The organism is Campylobacter sp. JH23 (assembly GCF_017846595.1).
Taxonomy (GTDB): Bacteria; Campylobacterota; Campylobacteria; order Campylobacterales; family Campylobacteraceae; genus Campylobacter_D; species Campylobacter_D coli.
The window spans coordinates 200,584-222,207 of record NZ_JAEQBP010000001.1; the positions used below are offsets into that span (position 1 = coordinate 200,584).

Consider the following 21,624-nt stretch of genomic DNA (forward strand, 5'->3'; position numbering starts at 1 on the left):
AAAAATATAAAATAAGCTTGTATTTTATCTTAATCTTACTTATAAATTGCTTTTAATTAAGAGTATTTTTTATTTTATTTTGATAAATTTGCAAAATCAAATCAACAAAGGAATATTTAAAAAATGCCAAAATTTGAAATTACAACACTCAAGCGTGAAGAATTGGATATTTTGCTTGAAATGATTAAAGAATTTGCGCAATACGAAGAGATGGAAGATTCTTTACAATGTTCAAAAGAAAAACTTGAAACTTCTTTATTTGATAATCAATTTGCCCGAGCATTTTTACTTAAAGAAGATGAAAATATCATAGGATATATGATTTATTTTTATACTTTTTCATCCTTTTTGGGAAATGGTGGAATTTATTTAGAAGATATTTACATAAGAAAAAATTTTCGCAAGAAAGGTTATGGGCGAGCAGTTTTTAAATTTTTGGGACAAATATGCAAAAAAGAGAATTTAAAAAGACTTGATTGGGTGTGTTTAAATGAAAATATTTTAGGTATAAATTTTTATGAGGGTTTGAAAGCGCAGCATTTAAAACAATGGCGTAACTATCGTTTAAGTGGAGAAAATTTAGAAAAACTTTGTGAGCTATGATAAGAACTTTACATTATCTAAAGGCCATGGGTTATGATTTTACGGATGAAAATTTAAAACTCCATTCAAAAATAGAAAATTTTAAAGATTTAAGAAAAAACATTCAAGAATGTACTCTGTGTCATTTTTCCAAATCACGCTGCTTTACGCTTATGGAAAATGAGATAAAAAATGCCTCTCTTATGATCGTTGATACACTAGCGCATAAAAATGAAAATGAAAAAGGAGTTTTGTTAAATTCAAAAAAAGGAGAAAGATTAAAATTTTATCTCAAAGAAATTTTAGGACTTTGCGAGAAAGAATTTTATTTTTCTTATCTTTTTAAATGTTTTTCTAATGGAAAATTTGATGATTTTTCGCTACAATCTTGCTTGCCATTTTTTTGGAATGAGTTAGAACTTGTCCAGCCTAAAATGATTCTTTGTTTAGGTGAGTATCCTTTTAAAAGCTTGGGTTTTTCAGACTTTAACGCTCTTAGAGGAGAAATCTTTGCTTATAAAAATTTCTTTATAATGGCAAGTTTTGAGCTTGAATTTATAGAAAAAAATCCAAGCTGTGAAAAAATTTTTATACAAGATCTAAAAAAAATTAAAGGATTTTTATGAAGAAAATATTTTTAATCTTATGTTTATGCTTTGGCTTTGTTTTTGCCAAGGAGCAAAAATTAGTCGATGTTAAACCTGCTGAAAATTTTTATCCAAAAATAAGCACACAAGAATGTGACTCAAACTGCCTACTAGAACTTTTAGAAGCAAGGCTTTATCTTAGTTTTTTGAGCGAATTTGTTGATCAACATGATCAATTTTTATCAAATATTTATGCCAAACTTTTAAATTCTATTACGGATTTTGACAAAAATTTACAAAAAATCACTTCTGTAAAGCTTGCCATCATCATACCTGAAAAAACTATAAAAAGTTATTCTAATACCATAATCAACTCAAGCATTGCCTATCTTTTAAGCCAAAGGGCCGAAATTAAAGTTAAAGTTTTTTTAACCGGCACAGAAGACAATGATAAAATTCGTTCAACACTCGAGCAAGTTCAAGCTCAAGGCTATCAATACGCTATTGCTGCACTAACACTTAAAGGCGTGAATCAATTAAAAGATTATTCAGGAGATATGAAAATTTTCATCCCTACTCTTCATAAAAATAATGTTTCTTTTTCAAATTTAAACAAAAATATAATCTTTGGAAGCATAGATTATGATGCTCAAGTGTTAGCACTTTTAAACAAGGCAAATTCCGATATAGCAGCCTTTAGCGATGGATCTATGCTTTCGAGTAATTTAAATTCTCGCGTACTTGAACAAAATGCAAATACAAGATTTTATCGTGTTGAGGGAGAAAAACTTGATTTTTATAGACTCTTACGCTCGCAAGGCAGTTTAAATAATGCTTCAATATTTCTCAACACTCCTTTAATCAAAACAGCACTTATAAGCTCTCAATTACGCGTATATAACATCCAACCTTTTGTGCTCTTATCAACTCAAATCAATTATAATCCTACATTTTTAAGTCTTACTCAAGAAGGGGACCGTAAAAATTTTATTCTTGCAAATTCTATTGATAATCACGATGATAATCTATCATATCTAAACGAAATTTTTAATCAAAGCATAGATTACAACTGGATAGCATATGCTACGAGCATAGGAACAGATTATTTTTACACTCAATTTTTAAATACCAAAAGCGATAGCCTTTTTGATGAAAAAATTCAAAATTCTCAAATTTTATATAAAGTTCGCCTCATGAAAGGATCTAAAGCTAGTTTTGAAGAATTAAAATAATTCTTCAAAAAGCTTTTTAATTCCCGCATCTATCTTAGCAGGCTTCTCATTTTGAATATACGCAAGGGTAAGTTCAACCTTAAAAAGCAAAATCTCATCTCTATAAATCTCTTGCGCAATATCAACTGAAGCATTTTTTATTTTTAAAAGCTTTGTTTTAACCTCTATAATATCACCAAGTTTAGCTGACTTTATAAAAAAACAATTTGCTTTTGTTAATAAAAAATGTCCCTTATTAGCATCAAAAATCGGTGCATTTTTAGCAAAAAAAATTTCACTTCTTGCTCTTTCACAAAATTTTAAATAATTACTATGATACACTACTCCTCCAGCATCTGTATCTTCATAATATATGCGTATTTTCATTTTAGAATCCTTTTGTCAAAAATTCAATCAAAAACTAATGTATCAAAAAATATGTTAAATTTTTCTAATTTTAAACATATCTAAATGAAATTTTATCCATATTTAAAAAGTAATCAAGCTTTACATTATTATAAAAATTAAAATTAAAATGCAGTTTTACTTTTTAAGATATCTTGAAGCTGCCATACAAAACAATATTAAAGAAGATAAGATTCTTTTTGAGAATCTTACCCTGAAAGCATTGGAAAAGTATATTAAAGATTTTGAGTGATTTTTTAATCTTTAATGCCATTTTCTTCACCAAATTTTAGTATCTTAGCTCTAAGCTCCTTTGGGAAATTATATCTATAAATAGCAGGGATTCTTGGATCAAGGAGTTTGTCTAAATATCCTCTTTTATAAATCCATTCCAATCTTTCAGGCGTAAAATAATAAGGGGCATTAGGATAGCCTTGAGGAGGAGTGAGGGCTGCGAGTTTGGCACTTAATATTAGGGTATCCATAGTCAGTTTAGCAGATCTTTCATCTCTTTCGTTTCTAATATCTACATCAAAATTAGTTTTCATCCCATTTCTATATCCATCCATAGCATCATCAAATTCATTTCTACTTTCAGGAGTAGAATCCACATCTCTTGGATCTTTTAATTTACCTTTTTCAATATCATTATATAAAGCCCAAATGATTCTGCCTTCTTCATCATAGGCAAAATCATATTTATTTAAATCAATCACCCAATCTGCTCCCATAATCTCATCTATAAAAGGTAGCATACCAAATTCATTAGGCTGTATAGTTTTAGCTAATTCTTTTACCAATTTAGCCCTTAAAGGATTTTTTTATGTATCCCTGCCATACCTATACCTATTTCTAAAAGATTATCAGCATAATTATAAATTCCTCTTTTTATACCTAATTCTTCATATCCTCCACCTGTGAGTTGAATATATAAAATAAAACATTGTATCATTCTGGCATTAAAGCCATGATTTTTAGAACGCACAAAATATTCAGGTTTTCCTAGTATTCCTGCTGCTATACCCCATTCTTGTCTAAAAAGAGAAGATTTTAAGGTTTCTTTATTATTGTTAACTTCATCATAAATATAGGCGTATTCTTCATTGATTAAATATCCTTTTTCATCTACATTAGCATAAGCATCATAGGGTATATCTATAACTGTACTTCTTATACCACTTCTTATAATTAGATATTTATATCTTTCTCTTTTAGTTTTTAAAGATTTATAATAAGCTTTTTCTGCTTTAGTCCAAGGAGCTATGCTTCCTTTGATAGGATCTTTTAAATATATGCTTTGCCATTCTGTAAATTCAAGTAAAGTAGAAGCTTTACCTGTATAAAAGTTAGGATCTAGATACTTGGGTTGATAGTCTTTGTAGGGGGAGTTTTTCATAATATAATAAGATTTAAAAACCGCTTTGGAATATTCTTCGGTATAATTGCCTGTGGGTTTAATATTTTCTTTAAATAGTATTTTATTGGTATCTTTTTCCACATCTAATGTTAATCCATCGGGTGTATAAATCTCATAAGTTTCGCTCATTATTTATCCTTCGTAAAATCCAATGTAAAATCCAAATAAACTCATCTATTAATTTTTCCTATCCATCTTGTAATATTACCCTTATCATCAATCTCTACTTCTAAATCTTTGTATTTGTTGTAAAATTTAGGAGCTAAAATTTCATTAAAGTATTTTGTGCCTTTGGGGGTTGTTGCTACCCAGATATTGTATTGTGACCAATATTGTGGCGTATCCCAAGAAACATCATTTAAAATAAGACTATATCCACCCTCGTCTAATGTTTCAGGATCGTCCAAATCTCTAATAAATTTGTCTTGATAAAAGAAATTATCTCTAAAATATATCCAAGCTTGGTATTTATCTTCTTTATAATAAGATAAGTTTGAGGGATAGTCTATTTTATTTCTATCTTCTTCATCGCAATAAGAACCAAAGTCTATATATCCTGCTAAGAATAGTTGTCCTAAGATGTTTATATATTCACTTATATAGGTAGGTTTGGGTGTATTTAAAGAGAAAGGGTTGCTAAGATTGTCAATGTTACAAGTACCCAATAAAATTAAATTATTACATTCCCATCTTGATACGCCCATGCTTTTTCCACAAATAAATAAAATATAATACTCAAATAACTCTAAAATATCCATTTTTGTTATCAGGCAAGAAGATATAATTAAAGAGGGATTATTGTAGGCATTTTCTTTTAATTGTGTTTTCTTCCATAAGCTATAATCTATATCAGGAAAAAATATAGCACATTTTTCTTCTTTATTCCATTTGATATAATTATACTTCATTTTTCACCCCATTTTCTATATGTATTGTTCTAAGATTTCCTCTTGGTTTATTAGAAATTACCTCTATGGTCTCACCTCCACTTTTAGAAGCTTTTTTATATTGTATAATAGTTTGATCATCTAATTTTCTCATTTTTATAGTACCTCCAAGTTTATCTTGATTTATATCTTTTAATATGTCTGCCCCATCTGCAATCTCTTCCCAAATTTCTTTTATTTGTTTATTATCCTTAACCCAGAAAACATTCTTGCTTCTACCAAGTCCTAATTCTTTAGAAGTCTTAAGATTGTATTTATTTTTTAACACCTCTATCACTTCTTGTTTAGTGGCATATTTGGATTTTTTCTTAATAATATTTTTTGCATTTTTAGGATTTTTCACTGCACCAAGCATTGCTAAGGCATCACCGATAATGCTGACATTTTCAAGTGAATTTGAAATATCTTCCACTATACCTTCTAATGGGGTAAATAAAGGCTTTATAGCTCCGCTTGATGATTTTTCCCATTCTTTAAATTCATCAAATATTATCTCAATAAACTCTCCACTACCATCTTGTGTTTGTATTCTTATAACATTATCAGGGATGATTTCTTGAGTATTGTTATAGTTTTCATTGGTGTGAGCTTGTGTGGTATTTGTATCATCTTTTATATTATCACTTATAAGCATATCTTTATCATTTGCGTTAAAATAATCCTTAGTATAAACATTAAAGCGACACACATTTTCATTATCAAGCCACTCATCTAAACCTTTTGCAATTTCAAAACCAATCTTTTGCATTTTAGCAGGAGCTAAAAAACTCTATGATGGATGATGTTTTCATTTTCTCTATAATCTTTATCATATTCATGTAGCTGTGTAAAATACCCTACTCCTAGATCTTTGTTTTTAAATTCTTTATAAGCACTTTTATAAACTTTGGCAATGTTTTTGGGGATAACAAAGATTAATTTTAACAAATGCATACCAAGTCTAATCTCACACTCTTTAAATTCATAATCTTTACTAAAGTCTTGTTTAAGAGTATTTAGTACATTAATATCATTTAGATTGAATAAATCATTTTTAGATAATTCTAATTTATCTAAACCTTGTTCGTTTTGATATAGGGTATCGTTTAGATATAAATTAGTGAAAAGATTGTCTTTTTGATATTTGTGCTCTTTATAATACATTCTTAATCTAGCTTCTTTTAACTCTATTTGATTTTTGCTTTGTTCTCCTAAGCCCTCCTCAGGATCAAAGCTGTGATCAAATTTAAACTTAGTAGGAGTAAAGCTTACTTTTAAAGCAAAGCCTTTATCTGTTTTACAAGCTGAGATGAGTTCTTGTAAGATTACATATTCATTATTGACTTTCTTTTGAGATAAGGATCCTTTTACATTAACAACTTTAGTACAAGGAACACTTACACCTGCTATAGTGTGAGGACAAGCTACTATACTAGAGTTTAATAAATCACTTTCTAGCATTATAGGGATACCATCACTTTTAAAGGATTTTCCTTTGTTTGATTTAAGTATGACTTTGCCTCCATGGATACATTCTAGGTTTTGATTTTCTAAAAGAGCGTGAAGTTTGGCTATGCTTTGTTTTTTATCTACTTGTGTGGTTTTTTGTTCTTTTAGAGTGTTTGAAATTAAATCTTTGTATTCTAAGCTTTGTTTGCTTAAGCATTCTAATTTGATATTTAAAGAATTTTCTATAATAGAATAATTAAGCAAGCAAAGTTCATCATTTTTATAAAAGATACTAAGTCTTCCTAAACCACTGCCTTCATCTTTAGGAGAAAAATAATAACTGGGTATATCTTGTTTTATAAGATTATCTTGATCTAATTCTCCAAAGTAAAAAGGATTATTAGGAAGTTCGGTGGAGCCTGTAAGGAGGGTGGAGTTTCGGAAGATATAAGCTTGATAGCTTTGGAGTTCTTCAAAAGTAAAATCTGTCGTTGCTTCTAATTTATAAAGTTCTTCATAAATGCTTTGACAATCAATGATGCTTTTATTTTCACAAAATAAATACTTTTTTTATCTTTATGAATAGAATATAAAAAGTCTCTACCTATCATAATTTTCCTAAATAATACCTATTTTGGCTTTTCCACTAAAATATAAAGCTTGCGATATTTTACAAACTCCACCTAAATACCGCTCATCCCAAATTTGATCTTTTAGCCTATAAACTTTTGAATTATATCCATATATTTTTGTTATATTGTTAATATTTTCAAGACATTTCATATCTTTATAAACTGCAATGAAAATTCTAAATTCCCCAATGGCAATTTTATGGGCTAAATTTTCTTGATTATTAATAAAGGAACAATCTTTTCTGTATTTATTAAAATCATTTTTATCAAGAATTAAAATATATTTTTCTTTTTCTTGCACCTTTAAAATAAAATCTATAATTTCTGTTTAACTAATAATAGGAACTTTATAACTTGTATAATAACTATCTCCAAGCTCTTCTAAAATACCATTGGTTTCTTGCATTATAGTGGCTATTAATGAAAGAGAATACTCAAAGTGGTTAATCTTTTCTGGATGGTTTTTATTGAACCCAAAAGAGCTATTTTTATTAGTAGCATTATTTTTTAACACAAAAGTTTCTGTATAAATTTGAATATTTTTCATAAAATGATTAAGATACTCTATACACTCACTAAGGCTTTTATCTTTAACTTTGTTATAGTTAGCATCTAATTCTAAAAGATAAGAATAAAAATAGAGAGTATTAACAAGAGGTTTTATGGAGTGATCGTTTTTTCCTGTATATATACCTAAGGCATTATAATTAAGCCTATGCTTCCAAGAAAGACTAAAAACCTTGAAACGCTTTTTGTAGATTTAAAGATGATTTTATAAATAAATTTTTAATATAAGATAAGAAAGAATAGTAGAAATTATAATAAGAAGTAATATGTATGTCATGGGTTATCTCCTTAGACTCTCTATTTTATTAAAATTAAGATATAGTTTATAAGTTATATTCAGCAGTATAACTTTTTCTTTATCATTAAAATAATAGAGCTTGTTTTTTCATATATTTTTATCCTTTATAGTTTATATTTTTAGTCTTTGATTTGAGAGATAAGTTCTTTAGGATTCATCAGTAACTTTGTCCTGTATATTTTTCATCACTTTTTATAAATTTACCATTGGTAAAATAATGAAAAGATCCTCCGCCTGCACTTTTACGACTTATGCTTGAAAAGCTAAATCCTCTTCCTTCATCTCCAAATAAACCATAGTTTTTTACTTTATAATCTATCATGGTAGAAAAAACAACAGGATATTTTTTACCCTCACACACATAATAAGTTGTCATACCTAAATAAGGTCTTAATTTTTTATAGTTTTCTTCACCCATATATGCTTTAAATTGATCTTCATAGTATGCAAATTCGGGTTTATCTTTGAAGTTGAAGTTTGATTCTCCTATTTTATAATTATAATCATTACGATAATATTTACAACCATTAGAAAGGATTTGGGGGAATTTTTTCTTCAAATAAGAAAAATTCACAAAATGAGTTTCATTTCCTACTTTAATTTCACTACCCAAATACTTACTACGAAATTCTTCTTTTTTTTCTAATTCCAATATCTCTTCTCTTATTTTTTTATCAAAGATATAAATTCCACCATAATTACTTGCAAGAGTTTTTATTTCACTTGCTTTTTTTCTTTAAAAGCACATGCACTTAAAAATACTAAAGAAAATAAGCTTAGAATTATCATTGTGATTTTCATTTAATGCTCCTTTGTTTAAAATAAGCATATTATAAAATAATTTTTATATGAATTGATTTTAAACACTAAGCATTTTTTCATAGTTTATAAACTACATGCTTGCTTGTTAATTATGTATGATTTGAAAAATCTAGATTTAGATAAAAAATATTTTACCCATTTTATCTAGAAATTTCTTTTATAGTGCATTTGTTTTTATATTGATAAACAAAAACAAACCAAATAAAAACATAACAATAAGTCCAAAATATTCTAAAAAGATTCTTATTTTTGTATGTGAAATGCTTTTATAAAATTGATTTGCTCCTAATGCAAAAGCAAACAATACTAAACACATTCCCAAAGTGATAAAAATAGCAGAGCTTAACGCATACCAAAAACTAAACTCATAGGCAAATACTATAAGTAAAACAACCCCGGGACAAGGCACTAAAGCAGCACTAAGTATAATACCCCATTCATTGCTTTTATGATGAGCACAGCAGCATTGCTTTTTATCGCTTAATATCTTTTTACTAATCATAAATAAAGCAATAAAAATAATAAACAAACTCGTAATCTTAGTCAATACAAAGCCAGCTTCATTATTGACATCTTTTAATAAATGCTCAAGTAAAACCACTCCAACACTTACCAATAAAAACGCACTCAATATGTGAATAACTCCTATCCTAGATACAAAGTACAATATCTTTAAGGGTGTACTTTTATGGGTTAAAAAATACGAACTTGTCAGCATTTTAGCATGACCTGGAGCACTAGCATGAAAAACACCATACGCAAAAGAAATCACTAATAAAATCAAAAAGGATTTAAAATCAAATTCTTTTCTTAATATATCTTTAATATGGGCAAAAAGTGTATTATTAAATTCAATCAATTTTTCTAAAAAATTTTTTGAAGGAGAAGGACTTGGAGTATTATCTATATATACATCTTGAGGTAATTGCCCTTGATATACTTCAAAAGATGCAGTGCTTGAATCAATACTAGAAATGATATAATTTTGCGAATTTAGGCTTATAGAATTTTGATTTTTTATATTAAAATTAAAAAATCCTCCATCATCGTGAATTTTTATGCTAAAGGTGTTATAATCTTTAATGGGCATATCTAAAACAACTTGATAACTAAAGAACAAACGAGGAGACTTTATCTGCAATTTAGGATTTTTAAATTGCTTGATATTTATATTTTCTTCCAAGCCATCAAAGCTAAATTGAGTTAAAAAATGCTTAGGTTTTATGTAGTCTAAAAGTGTGTATTTTACAATTTCAAGTTCATCAGGATCAAATTTATCATTATAATTAAAGTCATAATTTTCAAGCAAAACATTAAAAAATTCTTCTGAAAATTCCCAGCTTATATCTACTTGTTTGATTTTTTCATTGCTCATATTAAAATCTAAATTTACATCTACATTTGGGGTGTAAGTTGCGCACAAGGCGCAAGAATATAAGTTGCTTAAAGCTAGAAATATTAAAACAAAAATCGCTCTCATTGCAAGGCCGAACTTAAAGCTTGGATACTTTTTAGAAGCTCCTCATCCCAATTTCTAGCCAAATGATTAATAGAAACAATTTGAGCATTTAATTCTTTAGCTAACACTTTTGCAGAATTTTCTGGAAAGCCAGGCTGAACAAAGATAACGCGTATATCTTTTTCTTTTGCAAGCTTGATAAGATTTTGCAAATCTTTACTTTTAGGCTCTTTACCATCAATTTCTACAGGAATTTGCACAAGATTGTATCTTTTAGCCAAATAAGCCCAACTTGGATGATAAACTATAAATTCATTTCTTTTAATATTTTTAAGTTTCTCTGCGATTTGAGCATCCATTTGATCAAGCTCTTTTAAAAAGTTAGCCAAATTTGCTTCATAAAATTCTTTATTGTTTGGAAAACTTTGCACTAAAGCTTGGGTAATATTTTGTGCCAATTTTTTAACCAAAATAGGATCAAGCCAAACATGAGGGTCATTATGCTCATCATGCTCTTCTGCGTGATGTCTATCGTGATCATGATCGTGTTCATGCTCATGATCATGCCCTCCTTCAAGAAGATGAATACCTTCATTAATATTAACAATTTTTACATTTTTTAATACACTTTTAAATTTTTTTTCCAAAATTTTTTCAAGCTCTAAATCTGCTAAGAAATAAATTTCACTTTGCTCTAATTTTTTCAATGCTTGAGGCTTAAACTCCATAGTATGCTCATCTGAATTTGGTGGTATGAGTATATTTATTTCAACACTATCTTTAGCTATTTTTTCCACAAAAAAAGCTTGAGGTGGAATGCTGACACTAATTATGGGCTTTCCAAAAGCAAAAACACATAATACACTTAATAATAAAATTCTCAACATAGATTTTCCTTATAATAAAATATTTTGAAATTATACAAAATGCAACTTAGTTGCAACTTAAACATAAAGTTGCAAACATAAAGCTTTTTTATGCTACAATAAAATATAATTTATATTTTAAAGGTAAATCTTATGGAAGCTCTTGAATTATTAAAAAAACACGATATAGCTATAACAGACCTACGCGTAGAATTACTACAAATTTTATCCCTTGCAAAGACTCCATTAAGTTACGATCATTTTGATATCAAAGCCAATAAAACCAGTTTTTATCGTAATATGGAACTTTTTGAAAAAAAGGGTATTGTTAGTAAAAGTGAGTTAAACCGCAAAAGTTTTTATGAATTAGCAGATCACGCTAAGGCACATTTTGTTTGTGATAAATGCCATAAAATTAGCGATGTTCAAATGCCAAAAGTAAAAGGTACGATTAAAAGTGTGCTTATAAAAGGCATTTGTAGTGATTGTGAAAAATAAAATAAGCCAAATTTAAGAAAGTGATTTTATTTACTGCTTATACAGAAAACAAAATCAACTCAATTTATCCTCATCATCATGATCATGAATGTATTCTTCTTCATTTTCCAAAGTATCAACAAAACGCCCTATCCTTTCCCAGCGAACATTTTTATCTTGATCCCATGAAAAATAAACAAACCAAGGCTTTCCTACTATCAAACGATAAGGAACAGAGCCCCAAAAACGGCTGTCATAAGAATAATCTCTATTGTCCCCTACCATAAAATATTCTTCTTCGGCCACATCAAAAACATAGGCATTACCACCACTAAAGCCTATATTATTTCCAAGTTCTTTAAAATAAGTTGGCGACATAGCAAATTTGCCCACACTAAGAAAACGCAAAATATCACTTTCTATATCTTTGTTTAAATCATAATGAATCCCTTTTTGCCTATAAGGCTCTTTAACATAAATTTGCCCTCCAAGGGTTGCCAAATCATCAGGATAATGTTCTTTCATAAATTCATCACCCTCATGCATTCTTACATAAAGTGTTTTATTGGCATAAACGATTCTATCTCCGCCCACTCCTACACAGCGTTTTACAAAATGCTCTTTTTCATTTTTAGGGTTTCTAAAAACCACTATATCGCCTCTTTGGGGGCTTTGCCCTTTGATTAAATGTCCATCTTTATCAAAATCCGGTAAAACTGGAATTTCAAGCCACGGAATATGTGGAGTTGGAATTCCATAGCTGAATTTTTTAACAAATAAAAAATCACCTACAAGCAAGGTATTTTTCATCGAACCTGAAGGTATAACAAAGGCTTGTATAAAGAAAAAGATTACTAAAAGAACGATGACAACCGTTCCTGTCCATGATTGTGAAAATTTATAAAGTTTTTTTAAAAAATTCATTTATATTCCTGATTTTAAACTATTTTTAGCTGATTTTACTGTGTTTTCCAAAAGCATCGCTATAGTCATAGGGCCTACACCGCCTGGAACAGGGGTTATAAAACTGGCTTTTTTTGAAACCTCTTCAAAATCCACATCGCCTACTATTTTGCCATTTTCAAGGCGATTAATTCCTACATCAATTATAATAGCACCCTCTTTAACCATATCTGCACGAAGCAAATTAACACATCCTGCTGCTACTATAATCAAATCTGCTTTTTGAGTATAAGCGCTCAAATCTTTTGTTTTTATATGACAAATACTTACCGTACAACCCGCATTTAAAAGCATGGTAGCCATAGGACGACCTACTATATTTGAAGCACCGATTACAACGCTATCTAGTCCTTCAAGATTGATATCATAAGCTTTTAAAAGCTTCATAACGCCAAGTGGAGTGCAAGGTAAAAATCCACTTTCCAAACCTAAATTTAAATAACCCACATTAATAGGATGAAAGCCATCCACATCCTTACTACTGATGATACTTTCTAAAATTAAATCCTTGCTGATATGTTTTGGTAAAGGAAGCTGAACTAAAATTCCGTGGACACTATCATCGTGATTTAAGGTATTAATAAGAGCTAAAAGCTCATTTTGAGTTGTATTTTCATCCAAACGATAAACCAAAGATTTTATATCACATTCTTCGCAAGCTTTAGCTTTAGAATTGACATAAGTTTGACTTGCTGGATCATTACCTACTAAAATTACCGCAAGGCAAGTTTCTACTCCATTTTCTTTTAACATTTTGTTTTTTTCTTTAAGTTCTTGTTTAATCTTGGCGCTTAAAGCTTTACCATCAAGCAAAGTCATTCTTTTCCTTTATAAATTTATCACTTTTTTAAAGTAAAAATTGTATCATATTAAAACTTCATTAACAAGGTGAAATTTTGAAAGCTGTTTTAATATTTCTAGGAGCCATTTTAAATCTTTTTGCTTCTGATTTCATAACACTTAAAGAGTATTCGAAAATGCTCTATGAAAACCCAAGGGGTATTAGTTGTAAAAAATGCCATGGTAACGATGGAAGCGAACAAACTCTAGGTTTTTATATGAAAAATGGAGTTAAAACAGCCTATAAAGTCCCAAGTATTCAAAATCTTAGTTTTGAAGAATTTCAAAATTCTCTTAATCAAGACAAAGATGCAAAATCGATCATGCCAAATTACTCATTAACCAATGATGAAATTATAACCTTATATAATTACATCAAGCAATCTAAAAAGGAGCAAAAATGACAAACAAAAAAGCTTTTAAAATAGCTTGCAGTCTTATTGCAGGAGGTGTAAATTCTCCTGTTCGTGCTTTTGCCAATGTGCAAAGTGAGCCTAGATTTATATCCCATGGAAAGGGAGCTCATATTTTTGATATAGAAGGCAATAGCTATATTGATTATATGCAAAGTTGGGGACCTTTGCTTTTTGGGCATTGCGATAAAGATATATTAAAAGCTTGCAATGAGGCTTTAAAAAAGGGTTCAAGCTTTGGTGCGCCGACTTTGCTAGAAACACAACTGGCCGAGCTTGTTTTAGAAGACTTTCCGCATTTAGATAAAATTCGCTTTGTAAGCAGTGGTACAGAAGCGACCATGAGTGCCATACGCCTTGCTCGCGGTTTTACCAAAAAAGATAAAATTCTAAAATTTGAAGGTTGCTATCACGGGCATTCAGATTCTTTACTTGTAAGTGCTGGAAGTGGCGCTGCTACTTTTAATTCACCGAGCTCTTTAGGGGTTTTAGCAGATGTAGCAAAGCATACTCTAGTAGCAACTTATAACGATATAGAAAGCGTAAAAGAGCTTTTTGAGAAAAATAAAGACATTGCTTGTGTTATTATCGAACCTATTGCAGGAAATATGGGATTAGTTCCTGGCAAGCAAGATTTCTTAGAAGAGCTTGTCAAAATTTGCAAAGAAAACGATACCTTGCTCATCTTTGATGAAGTGATGAGTGGATACAGAGCTTCATATCTTGGCTCTTATGGTATCAATCACATACAAGCAGATATCGTTACTTTTGGCAAGGTTATAGGTGGAGGCTTACCTGCAGCAGCTTTTGCAGCTAGAGCAGAAATCATGGATATTTTAAGTCCATTAGGAGGAGTTTATCAAGCAGGAACACTCAGTGGAAATCCTTTGGCAATGGCTGCAGGAATTGCTAGTTTATCTAAAGCCAAAAAGAAAAAAGATCTTTATACTAAACTTGGAAAATTAGCCAAAAGGCTTACTAAGGGAATGAAAGAACTTGCAAATGAAAGAGGTGTTGCTTTACAAACTTGCTATATAGGCTCTATGTTTGGATATTTTTTCACACAAGATCCAGTGTATAATTATAAAGATGCTCTAAAATCTGATCTTAAACTCTTTTCTAAATTTCATCAAAATATGCTTAAAAATGGAATTTATCTAGCTCCTTCTCAATTTGAAACAGGATTTATCTGCGCTAAAATGAATAAAGAGCATATCGATAAAACCCTACAAAGTACACATGAAAGCTTTAAGAAACTATGAGTGAGAATTCTAATAAAAGACAAAAAATCATTCGCAAGACTATAGAAGCCGCAGATGGGCTTAGTCTTGGAATTTCCATGGTCGTTGCTATTTTAATCGGGATTGGCGTGGGGTATTTGTTAAAAAAATTTACACCCTACCCTTGGCTTTTTTGGCTGGGTGTATTTTGGGGTGTTGCAGCAGCAATACTTAATGTTTATAAAACCTATAAATCACAAGTTAAAAGCTATGGAGAATTTCAACAAAGAGACGAGTTTATAAAAGAGAAAATTCGCCAAAAAGAACAAGATAATGGAAAATAAAAAAGCTTTTTTTATTATCTTGTGCTTAATTCACGTCTTGTTTTATTGCATTCTTGTTATTTTTAAATGGATAAATTTAAATATAATTTTAAGCTATGAATTTGCTTTTTTTAGCATTTTATTGATCGTTTTTACTTCTTATTCTAATTATAAGAAATTTATCCTAGCTCAAGCAAAAAACCATCAAAAAGATTTCATTTATCCGAGTTTATTTTATATAAAAAAGATAGAAAAGTTACCTAGAATTGTTAAATTTATTTCCATTAAAGACGATTTATCTCTAAATTTTAAAGATAGGTTACGCTTTTTTACTTTGTTTTTTGCCTTATTTAAATTGATAGCCTATGGGGTTTTAGTTGCGGGATTTTTATTTTTACATCGTCAAGATAAATTAGATATTTTATCCTATATATGTGGAATTTCATCCTTGCTAGTATGTGTTTTTATTTTTATGCTGTATATAAGAAGATATGAGTCCAAAAAAAATCATTAGATCCATGACAGCACTTTTTGCCAGTATGACATTTTTGTTTGCAGGCAATGCCTTGATCGTAAGCTCCATAGGTGTTATTTTAAAAGAAAATAAAGAAAGCTCCTTGGCTGTTGGAGTGCTAAGCTCTTGCTTTTTTATAGGAGCCCTTATAGGCACCATCGGAGCACATAAAATCATCTCTCGCATAGGACATATAAGATCTTTTGGTTTATTTGGTGCGGTGTTTGGAATTTCTGCTATGCTTCATACCCTTAGTGAAAATCTTGTTTTTTGGGCGATTTTAAGATTTTTTATAGGAATTTGCTATTATGGGCTTTTAATGGTAATAGAATCATGGCTTAATGAAAAAAGCAAAAACGCCGTTCGTTCTAGAATTTTAGGTTTTTATGAAATCGTATTTTATCTTGCGTTTGGTATTGGGATTTTGATTATTGCTTTAGATTTAAACAAGCATAATATATTTATTTTAAGTGCAGCACTTATCTTGCTTTCATCATTGCCTTTAAATTTAATCAAGATCAAAGAACCCGTCTTGCCCGCACCAAGTCCTATTTCTATACCTAAAATTTTTGATATAGCTCCTTTAGCTATTGTTACAAGTTTTATAGCTGGAATGCTTATTAATGGGTTTTTTTCTATGGCGTCTTTGTTTATACTTTTACAAGGCTTTGGAGCTCAAGAAGTTTCTTATTTTATGTTTTGTGGGGTGCTGGGTGGATTTTTAGCCCAAATTGTAGTAGGAAGTATTTCTGATAAAATGGGACGAAAATTCGCAATCATCACTTGCTCAAGCATAGGTTTTTTTACCATGCTTATCTTTGCTTTTTTTAAACTTCATTTGTATATGCAATATTTTTTAGGCATTTTACTTGGTATAGGAGTTTTTTGTCTTTATGCTCTAGCTCTTGCAAGGGCTAATGATATGCTAACAAACAAAAATCAAGGCGTTGAACTGGGTCGTGGGGTTTTATTTTGTTATTCTTTAGGCTCTTTGTTTGGTCCTTTAATTTTAGGATTTTTAATACAATATTTTAATACAGATGGTTTTGTTTGGTTTTATATAGCCTCTCTTGGATTTCTTATCCTTTTTGCAGTTAATAAACCCAATATTTTAAATAAAAAATTTAAGAAAAAACCAGGAAATATGGTGATGCTTGATGATTAATACTCAACTTACAAGCCAAATTGCAAATGCACAAAAAAATGACATAAAAACCGATAGTGGGATAAGTAAAGATAAATTAAATTCTAAAGATAATCCTAAAGAAGCACTTTCTCAAGCCTTAAAACAAAATTTGGGACTAAGTAAAAATGCAAGCGATGAAGAAGTTTTAACTCGTTTTGTTCAAAATGAAACAAGCGCAAAATTAAAAGAACTTGTCAATAAGCTCTTAGATCAAATCAATGCACAAAAAAATCCTGACTCACCTATGCTTAAACAAGGAAAAAATCTAAATTTAGCTCCTAATTTTGCCAATGAATTAAAAGTCTTAAGCACAGAACTTGCAAAAAGCGATACCTTTACTCAAGTTTTGGATAAATTAAACCAAATTTTAAAACCCGCAAGTGAAATAAAAAATAGTAATTTAGCGCCATTGTTAAAAAATTCGGGTATCTTTTTTGAAGCGAAATTAAAAGACGCTTTAAACGAGGAATTATTACCCAAAAGTTTTCATTCTCTTATAAGCATGATTAAAAGTCTTAGCAGTGAAAAGATTGGTGCGCAAATTGCACAGCTTGCAAATGCAAATTTAAGTCCTAAAGACACCTTAAAAGAATTAAGAAATATTATTTATTCTAATAAAAATGAAAATAAGCAAATTTTAAATCAAAGCTCTTTTAAAGCTCTTTTAAATTTAAGCTCAAAACTAGAGAATTTTAAAAACTATATCGCTAAAAATCCAAGCCATACTCAAGAAAAAATTCTTCCTATAGCTAGTAAAATTGCAAAAGAATTAAATGCGATAAAAAATGATTTTTTTAAAGCTTTAAACAGACCAGAAAATTTAATGATAAAAGATACCGAGCTTTTAAAACAAAGTGCAAAAGCTTTTGAAAAATTAGAAAATACCTTAAAAAATATCCTAGGTGATCATTTTCCTAAAACACCCCAAAAAGAAAGTATTTTAGAAAGTCTTTTAAATCATAAAGAAAACATTAAAAATGAAAATATTAAAAACGAAAATATCAAAGAAGATATAAAAGCTCAAAACGAAGACATTAACAAGAATGATGAATATACCAAAGATGAAAGCCCCGACTCTAGCATCAAACAAGAAGAAAGTGAAGAAAAATCCCCTCAAGTACCAAAAAAAGAAAATTCATTAGATGATAATGATGCGGATATAAAACAAGATATCAAAAAAGAAAATTTAGAATCTCAAGAAGATTTTCATCCAAAAGAGGATCAAAATTTGGATTCTAAAACGGAAAATCGTAAAGACAATACTCAAGATTCAAAAAATAAAACAGAAGAAAATCAAGCAGAAAACAATACAAAAAATTCCACCTCAAACCAGGATAAAATCAAAGATGAAAAACAAGAAAAAATTAAAGAAAATATAACCAAAGAAAATCCTAAATTTTACGAAACAAAAACAGAAAACAAAACTTCAGCAAACACTCATAATCCAAACAATACTCAAAATACACAACAATTAAACAATCAAACCGCCCAAAATATCATAAAAAATCAAGAATTTATAAAACAAAATATTGTAAAGAATTTGGCCTTTAGCGTAGAAAATTTGGACTTAGAGCAAGTGCAGGATTTAAGCAAAAGCTTAAGCAATCTTTCAAGAAAAGTCAATGAAAGCCTAAAAGAACTCGAACCCCATACTCAAAATGCCAAACTCAATCAAGCAGAATTAAAAACCTTAGAACATAAATTAAATTTATCCATAAAAGATTTAGCACAAATTAAACCAAAAACCGAGCAGGATATAGCCGAATCTTTACATCATGATGTAAAATCAACCCTTTTGCAAATTTCAAATTTAGCCAAAAATGAAGGTAACGAAGCTGTATACAATCAAGCCAATCGTCTTTTAGCGCAAATTGAACTCAATCAACTCATGTCTTTAGCTAATGATTCTATCAATACCTATCTGCCCTTTTCTTGGGAGGATTTAGATGATTCTAAGATCATGTTTAGGCGCGGAAAAAAGGATAAATTTTTTGCTCAAATCAAACTTGAATTTGCCAAGCTTGGCGATTTGGAAATTCTTATCTCTTTAAACAATGATAAATACATAGATATTAATATCATGGCAGAAAATGTTGAATTTAGAAAAACCATCTATGAAAATGCTCACGAACTTAAAAGAAATATCAATAAAGCGGGACTTTTAAGTGCAAATTTCTTTGTAGGAGATATCATAAGAAGCAAATTTGATACAAGAAATGTCAAAAATTTAGATCTTGAAATGGGTATGGATAAAAAAGTATGAGCAAGATAAAAAAATCAATCAAAAAAGCTGTCGCTCTAGGCTATCAAAAAGAAAAAAATTCAGCACCTAAAGTTCTTGCTAGCGGCAAAGGAGAAAGTGCTGCTAAAATTATCTCTTTAGCTAAAGAACACGGAGTTCCTATCAAAGAAGATGAGGATTTGATAGAAATTTTAAGTAAATTAGACTTAGGAGATGAAATTCCACCCAATATGTATAAAGCTGTGGCTGAAGTTTTTGCTTTTATTTATCAAATGGCAAATAAAACACCTAAAAATTAATCTGCTATTTTTTCTCCAAATTTAACATTCTGCCCTGCTTTAAGCTTGATATCTAAAAGTCCTTTTTGAGCAATTAAAACTATGGTAGAACCTAATTCAAAATTTCCCAATTCTTCACCTTTTTTAAGCTCTAAATTTTCATATTTTCTAGTAAAATTATGAGAAAATTTTGCATTAGTTTGTATGCTTGTATCAAATTTAAAACGCATTTTTCCTACATTTTGAGCTCCTACAAACACAAGCCAAAAAATACCCTTTTCATTTTGACATTTTAAACTCACTCTTTCATTTTTTACATATAAATTACTAATACGCTCTAAATGCTTTTCATTAACACTATAAAGTGCCCCGCTTGTATAAGTTGCACTTAAAATTTGCATATTGCAAGGACTATGATAGCGGTGATAATCTCTTGGAGAAAGATAGATATTAACATAATCAAGCCCATTTTCCAATTCTTCTTTTTTAAAACTATCCTTTAAAAGCTCTTCTATGCTATAAGTATGCCCTTTAATCGAAAAAGCAAAGAGTGCATTATCTGCTAAAAAAGCACTTCCGCACTCTAAAATTTTCCCATCACTTGGACTTATAAAACCCTCATTTATCTCTCTTGGAATTTGCAAAGATCTTGTAAAAAGTGCATTTAAGCTTTCATATTCACAAGGAGCTTTAAATTCGCTCATATCGATCTTAAAATAATTGACATATTTTTCATTGATTATTTTTTGTATAAAACTAGGAAATTCAACCCCTGCTATAAGTCCAAAAATTCTTGAACTCTCATTAGAAAAACTCATTTTTCACCTTTCAAATTTAAAATTACAATTTCATTGGGAGCAAAAACTCTTAAACTAGGCCCCCAAAAACCTGCCCCACTGCTAACAAAAAGTTTGGTATTTTCTCCTAAATCATAAAGCCCACGTATAAAACCTTGATGAAGCTTTACTAAAAACATAAAAGGGAAAATTTGTCCCCCATGCGTATGACCACTTAAAATAAGATCAAAATCACTTAAATTATAGAGCAAGGCTGTTTTAGGCTGATGAGCAAGCAAAATACTAGCTTTACTTGTGTTTAAATCTACCTTAACCCTTGCTAAATCAGGAGCGTACAAACCCTTACTAAGCCCTGCTAAATCTCCAAGTCCTGCGATATTTATAAAACCTAGGTCTAAATTTTGGTTAAGTAAAATTTTCATATTGGTGTATTCTTTAAGTAAATTTAAAACTTCATCTACTCCATGATAATACTCATGATTACCCAAAGCATAAAAAGTTCCATAGGTGGATTTTAAATCATTAAGCCTTGAAATATAATTTTGCAATTCTTTAGGATTTGTATCTACTAAATCCCCCACTATAACCACCATATCAGGCTTTTGCAAATTTACTTCAACGATGAGCCTATCCAAAAAATCCTTATGCAAATTTTTACCCAAATGTATATCTGTAAGCATAGCTATTTTTAAGTCGCGATCAAGTTTGGCAAGATAGATATCCGTACTTTGAATTTCAGGCACTCTTATAGCGTTATTTATACTTGTATAAATCAATACTACTGCTAAGCTTATGATAGTTAAATCAAAAACCGAGCGCAGGGCAAGACTATATTTTTTATGCATCTTACCCATTAACATTAAAATAAGCCTTATAAAATCAAGCCCCAAAGTTATAAAAAATAAACAATAAGTCGGTGCATACAATGCAGCCAAAAATTCGTACCAAGTATCGCTTAGGTATTCATTTCTGCGAAAGATTAAAAATATCGCTTGAGCTAGAAAAAGCAGAGTAAAAACAAAGGCAAAAATTTTATAAAGATACTTAAAGATAAAAATTTTCTTAATCAATCTTTTATAAATATAAATATTTGCCAAACCAAAAATCAATAACGTAACGAAAGAAAAAATAAAAAATATCATAATCCTAA

24 protein-coding genes and 1 pseudogene are annotated in these 21,624 nt (G+C 29.6%); 11 read left to right on the forward strand and 14 right to left on the reverse strand.

Annotation, left to right across the window (positions count from 1 at the left end; genetic code table 11):
• Window positions 1–123 precede the first annotated feature (123 nt).
• Genes KAR88_RS01020 through KAR88_RS01030 form a run of 3 tightly spaced genes read left to right on the forward strand, consistent with a single transcriptional unit; the run spans window position 124 to window position 2,401 of the window.
• Complete coding sequence (locus KAR88_RS01020; RefSeq protein ID WP_002776833.1) at window positions 124–603, forward strand: GNAT family N-acetyltransferase; 480 nt, start codon at window positions 124–126, stop codon at window positions 601–603.
• Window positions 600–1,208: a uracil-DNA glycosylase family protein gene (locus tag KAR88_RS01025; RefSeq protein ID WP_002776832.1), complete on the forward strand. Its 609-nt coding sequence runs from the start codon at window positions 600–602 to the stop codon at window positions 1,206–1,208. Before KAR88_RS01020 ends, KAR88_RS01025 begins: the two co-directional genes overlap by 4 nt.
• Window positions 1,205–2,401 (forward strand): hypothetical protein, encoded by a 1,197-nt coding sequence (locus KAR88_RS01030; RefSeq protein WP_002784768.1) that lies wholly within the window; start codon window positions 1,205–1,207, stop codon window positions 2,399–2,401. Before KAR88_RS01025 ends, KAR88_RS01030 begins: the two co-directional genes overlap by 4 nt.
• On the opposite strand, the gene KAR88_RS01035 is transcribed toward KAR88_RS01030, so the two are convergent.
• From KAR88_RS01035 to KAR88_RS01075, 10 genes and pseudogenes are all read right to left on the reverse strand, one after another.
• Entirely contained in the window at window positions 2,393–2,767 is a 375-nt protein-coding gene (locus KAR88_RS01035) for a YbgC/FadM family acyl-CoA thioesterase (protein WP_002776830.1), read from the reverse strand. The genes KAR88_RS01030 and KAR88_RS01035 overlap by 9 nt on opposite strands.
• 275 nt (window positions 2,768–3,042) lie before the next feature.
• A complete protein-coding gene (locus tag KAR88_RS08785; RefSeq protein WP_223208520.1) occupies window positions 3,043–3,585 on the reverse strand; it encodes a hypothetical protein in 543 nt (180 codons plus the stop codon).
• A gap of 8 nt (window positions 3,586–3,593) precedes the next feature.
• On the reverse strand, window positions 3,594–4,331 hold the full coding sequence (locus KAR88_RS08790) for a hypothetical protein (RefSeq protein ID WP_052788585.1): 738 nt from the start codon (window positions 4,329–4,331) through the stop codon (window positions 3,594–3,596).
• Window positions 4,332–4,372: 41 nt separating this feature from the next.
• A complete protein-coding gene (locus KAR88_RS01045) occupies window positions 4,373–5,110 on the reverse strand; it encodes a hypothetical protein (RefSeq protein ID WP_192801216.1) in 738 nt (245 codons plus the stop codon).
• Window positions 5,100–5,897: a hypothetical protein gene (locus tag KAR88_RS01050; protein WP_002830527.1), complete on the reverse strand. Its 798-nt coding sequence runs from the start codon at window positions 5,895–5,897 to the stop codon at window positions 5,100–5,102. Before KAR88_RS01050 ends, KAR88_RS01045 begins: the two co-directional genes overlap by 11 nt.
• A gap of 11 nt (window positions 5,898–5,908) precedes the next feature.
• On the reverse strand, window positions 5,909–6,841 hold the full coding sequence (locus tag KAR88_RS01055; protein WP_057037235.1) for a hypothetical protein: 933 nt from the start codon (window positions 6,839–6,841) through the stop codon (window positions 5,909–5,911).
• A 354-nt stretch (window positions 6,842–7,195) separates the two neighbouring features.
• Window positions 7,196–7,936, reverse strand: a pseudogene (locus KAR88_RS08990) (hypothetical protein); the annotation flags it as partial.
• A 295-nt stretch (window positions 7,937–8,231) separates the two neighbouring features.
• On the reverse strand, window positions 8,232–8,687 hold the full coding sequence (locus tag KAR88_RS01065; protein ID WP_002786814.1) for a hypothetical protein: 456 nt from the start codon (window positions 8,685–8,687) through the stop codon (window positions 8,232–8,234).
• 366 nt (window positions 8,688–9,053) lie between these two features.
• Window positions 9,054–10,376, reverse strand: a complete 1,323-nt coding sequence (locus tag KAR88_RS01070; RefSeq protein ID WP_192801215.1) for a DUF1007 family protein — start codon at window positions 10,374–10,376, stop codon at window positions 9,054–9,056.
• Window positions 10,373–11,242, reverse strand: a complete 870-nt coding sequence (locus tag KAR88_RS01075; RefSeq protein ID WP_002790402.1) for a zinc ABC transporter substrate-binding protein — start codon at window positions 11,240–11,242, stop codon at window positions 10,373–10,375. Before KAR88_RS01075 ends, KAR88_RS01070 begins: the two co-directional genes overlap by 4 nt.
• Before the next feature lie 132 nt (window positions 11,243–11,374).
• Between KAR88_RS01075 and KAR88_RS01080 the strand changes: the two genes are divergently transcribed.
• Window positions 11,375–11,719: a transcriptional repressor gene (locus tag KAR88_RS01080; protein ID WP_002776808.1), complete on the forward strand. Its 345-nt coding sequence runs from the start codon at window positions 11,375–11,377 to the stop codon at window positions 11,717–11,719.
• A gap of 54 nt (window positions 11,720–11,773) precedes the next feature.
• Here KAR88_RS01080 and lepB read toward each other — a convergent pair whose 3' ends face one another.
• Window positions 11,774–12,622 (reverse strand): signal peptidase I, encoded by an 849-nt coding sequence (lepB, locus tag KAR88_RS01085; RefSeq protein WP_002822877.1) that lies wholly within the window; start codon window positions 12,620–12,622, stop codon window positions 11,774–11,776.
• Window positions 12,623–13,480 carry a bifunctional methylenetetrahydrofolate dehydrogenase/methenyltetrahydrofolate cyclohydrolase FolD gene (folD, locus tag KAR88_RS01090; protein ID WP_002776802.1) on the reverse strand — a complete coding sequence of 286 codons (858 nt, stop codon included), beginning with the start codon at window positions 13,478–13,480 and terminating at the stop codon, window positions 12,623–12,625.
• Between the two features lie 77 nt (window positions 13,481–13,557).
• On the opposite strand from folD, the gene KAR88_RS01095 reads away from it, so the two are divergent.
• The 7 genes from KAR88_RS01095 to KAR88_RS01125 are packed head-to-tail and all read left to right on the forward strand — an operon-like array spanning window position 13,558 to window position 19,698.
• Entirely contained in the window at window positions 13,558–13,905 is a 348-nt protein-coding gene (locus KAR88_RS01095) for a c-type cytochrome (protein WP_002776800.1), read from the forward strand.
• The gene (hemL, locus tag KAR88_RS01100; protein ID WP_002790403.1) at window positions 13,902–15,176 is read left to right on the forward strand and encodes a glutamate-1-semialdehyde 2,1-aminomutase; all 1,275 of its coding nucleotides are present in this window, start codon (window positions 13,902–13,904) and stop codon (window positions 15,174–15,176) included. The genes KAR88_RS01095 and hemL overlap by 4 nt, the downstream gene beginning before the upstream one ends.
• Window positions 15,173–15,478: an AtpZ/AtpI family protein gene (locus KAR88_RS01105; RefSeq protein ID WP_002783745.1), complete on the forward strand. Its 306-nt coding sequence runs from the start codon at window positions 15,173–15,175 to the stop codon at window positions 15,476–15,478. The genes hemL and KAR88_RS01105 overlap by 4 nt, the downstream gene beginning before the upstream one ends.
• The gene (locus KAR88_RS01110; protein ID WP_002776794.1) at window positions 15,468–15,971 is read left to right on the forward strand and encodes a hypothetical protein; all 504 of its coding nucleotides are present in this window, start codon (window positions 15,468–15,470) and stop codon (window positions 15,969–15,971) included. The genes KAR88_RS01105 and KAR88_RS01110 overlap by 11 nt, the downstream gene beginning before the upstream one ends.
• Window positions 15,949–17,136: an MFS transporter gene (locus KAR88_RS01115; RefSeq protein ID WP_002776792.1), complete on the forward strand. Its 1,188-nt coding sequence runs from the start codon at window positions 15,949–15,951 to the stop codon at window positions 17,134–17,136. Before KAR88_RS01110 ends, KAR88_RS01115 begins: the two co-directional genes overlap by 23 nt.
• A complete protein-coding gene (locus KAR88_RS01120) occupies window positions 17,129–19,420 on the forward strand; it encodes a flagellar hook-length control protein FliK (RefSeq protein WP_002822875.1) in 2,292 nt (763 codons plus the stop codon). Before KAR88_RS01115 ends, KAR88_RS01120 begins: the two co-directional genes overlap by 8 nt.
• Window positions 19,417–19,698: a FlhB-like flagellar biosynthesis protein gene (locus KAR88_RS01125; RefSeq protein ID WP_002776788.1), complete on the forward strand. Its 282-nt coding sequence runs from the start codon at window positions 19,417–19,419 to the stop codon at window positions 19,696–19,698. Before KAR88_RS01120 ends, KAR88_RS01125 begins: the two co-directional genes overlap by 4 nt.
• Here KAR88_RS01125 and KAR88_RS01130 read toward each other — a convergent pair.
• On the reverse strand, window positions 19,695–20,495 hold the full coding sequence (locus KAR88_RS01130; protein ID WP_002776781.1) for a phosphatidylserine decarboxylase: 801 nt from the start codon (window positions 20,493–20,495) through the stop codon (window positions 19,695–19,697). The genes KAR88_RS01125 and KAR88_RS01130 overlap by 4 nt on opposite strands.
• Window positions 20,492–21,616, reverse strand: coding sequence for a metallophosphoesterase (locus tag KAR88_RS01135; protein WP_002776779.1), 1,125 nt, complete (start codon window positions 21,614–21,616; stop codon window positions 20,492–20,494). Before KAR88_RS01135 ends, KAR88_RS01130 begins: the two co-directional genes overlap by 4 nt.
• Window positions 21,617–21,624 lie beyond the last annotated feature (8 nt).

What these genes read in the sequence shown, in the direction of transcription:
- KAR88_RS01030 (WP_002784768.1), top strand. Translation starts at nt 1,205, where the DNA reads ATGAAGAAAATATTTTTAATCTTATGTTTATGCTTTGGCTTTGTTTTT.
- KAR88_RS01035 (WP_002776830.1), bottom strand. Translation starts at nt 2,767, where the DNA reads ATGAAAATACGCATATATTATGAAGATACAGATGCTGGAGGAGTAGTG.
- KAR88_RS01110 (WP_002776794.1), top strand. Translation starts at nt 15,468, where the DNA reads ATGGAAAATAAAAAAGCTTTTTTTATTATCTTGTGCTTAATTCACGTC.
- folD (WP_002776802.1), bottom strand. Translation starts at nt 13,480, where the DNA reads ATGACTTTGCTTGATGGTAAAGCTTTAAGCGCCAAGATTAAACAAGAA.
- KAR88_RS01080 (WP_002776808.1), top strand. Translation starts at nt 11,375, where the DNA reads ATGGAAGCTCTTGAATTATTAAAAAAACACGATATAGCTATAACAGAC.
- KAR88_RS01125 (WP_002776788.1), top strand. Translation starts at nt 19,417, where the DNA reads ATGAGCAAGATAAAAAAATCAATCAAAAAAGCTGTCGCTCTAGGCTAT.
- KAR88_RS01115 (WP_002776792.1), top strand. Translation starts at nt 15,949, where the DNA reads ATGAGTCCAAAAAAAATCATTAGATCCATGACAGCACTTTTTGCCAGT.
- KAR88_RS01130 (WP_002776781.1), bottom strand. Translation starts at nt 20,495, where the DNA reads ATGAGTTTTTCTAATGAGAGTTCAAGAATTTTTGGACTTATAGCAGGG.
- KAR88_RS01070 (WP_192801215.1), bottom strand. Translation starts at nt 10,376, where the DNA reads ATGAGAGCGATTTTTGTTTTAATATTTCTAGCTTTAAGCAACTTATAT.
- KAR88_RS01020 (WP_002776833.1), top strand. Translation starts at nt 124, where the DNA reads ATGCCAAAATTTGAAATTACAACACTCAAGCGTGAAGAATTGGATATT.
- KAR88_RS01050 (WP_002830527.1), bottom strand. Translation starts at nt 5,897, where the DNA reads ATGCAAAAGATTGGTTTTGAAATTGCAAAAGGTTTAGATGAGTGGCTT.
- hemL (WP_002790403.1), top strand. Translation starts at nt 13,902, where the DNA reads ATGACAAACAAAAAAGCTTTTAAAATAGCTTGCAGTCTTATTGCAGGA.
- lepB (WP_002822877.1), bottom strand. Translation starts at nt 12,622, where the DNA reads ATGAATTTTTTAAAAAAACTTTATAAATTTTCACAATCATGGACAGGA.
- KAR88_RS01075 (WP_002790402.1), bottom strand. Translation starts at nt 11,242, where the DNA reads ATGTTGAGAATTTTATTATTAAGTGTATTATGTGTTTTTGCTTTTGGA.
- KAR88_RS01135 (WP_002776779.1), bottom strand. Translation starts at nt 21,616, where the DNA reads ATGATATTTTTTATTTTTTCTTTCGTTACGTTATTGATTTTTGGTTTG.
- KAR88_RS01105 (WP_002783745.1), top strand. Translation starts at nt 15,173, where the DNA reads ATGAGTGAGAATTCTAATAAAAGACAAAAAATCATTCGCAAGACTATA.
- KAR88_RS01045 (WP_192801216.1), bottom strand. Translation starts at nt 5,110, where the DNA reads ATGAAGTATAATTATATCAAATGGAATAAAGAAGAAAAATGTGCTATA.
- KAR88_RS08790 (WP_052788585.1), bottom strand. Translation starts at nt 4,331, where the DNA reads ATGAGCGAAACTTATGAGATTTATACACCCGATGGATTAACATTAGAT.
- KAR88_RS01120 (WP_002822875.1), top strand. Translation starts at nt 17,129, where the DNA reads ATGATTAATACTCAACTTACAAGCCAAATTGCAAATGCACAAAAAAAT.
- KAR88_RS01025 (WP_002776832.1), top strand. Translation starts at nt 600, where the DNA reads ATGATAAGAACTTTACATTATCTAAAGGCCATGGGTTATGATTTTACG.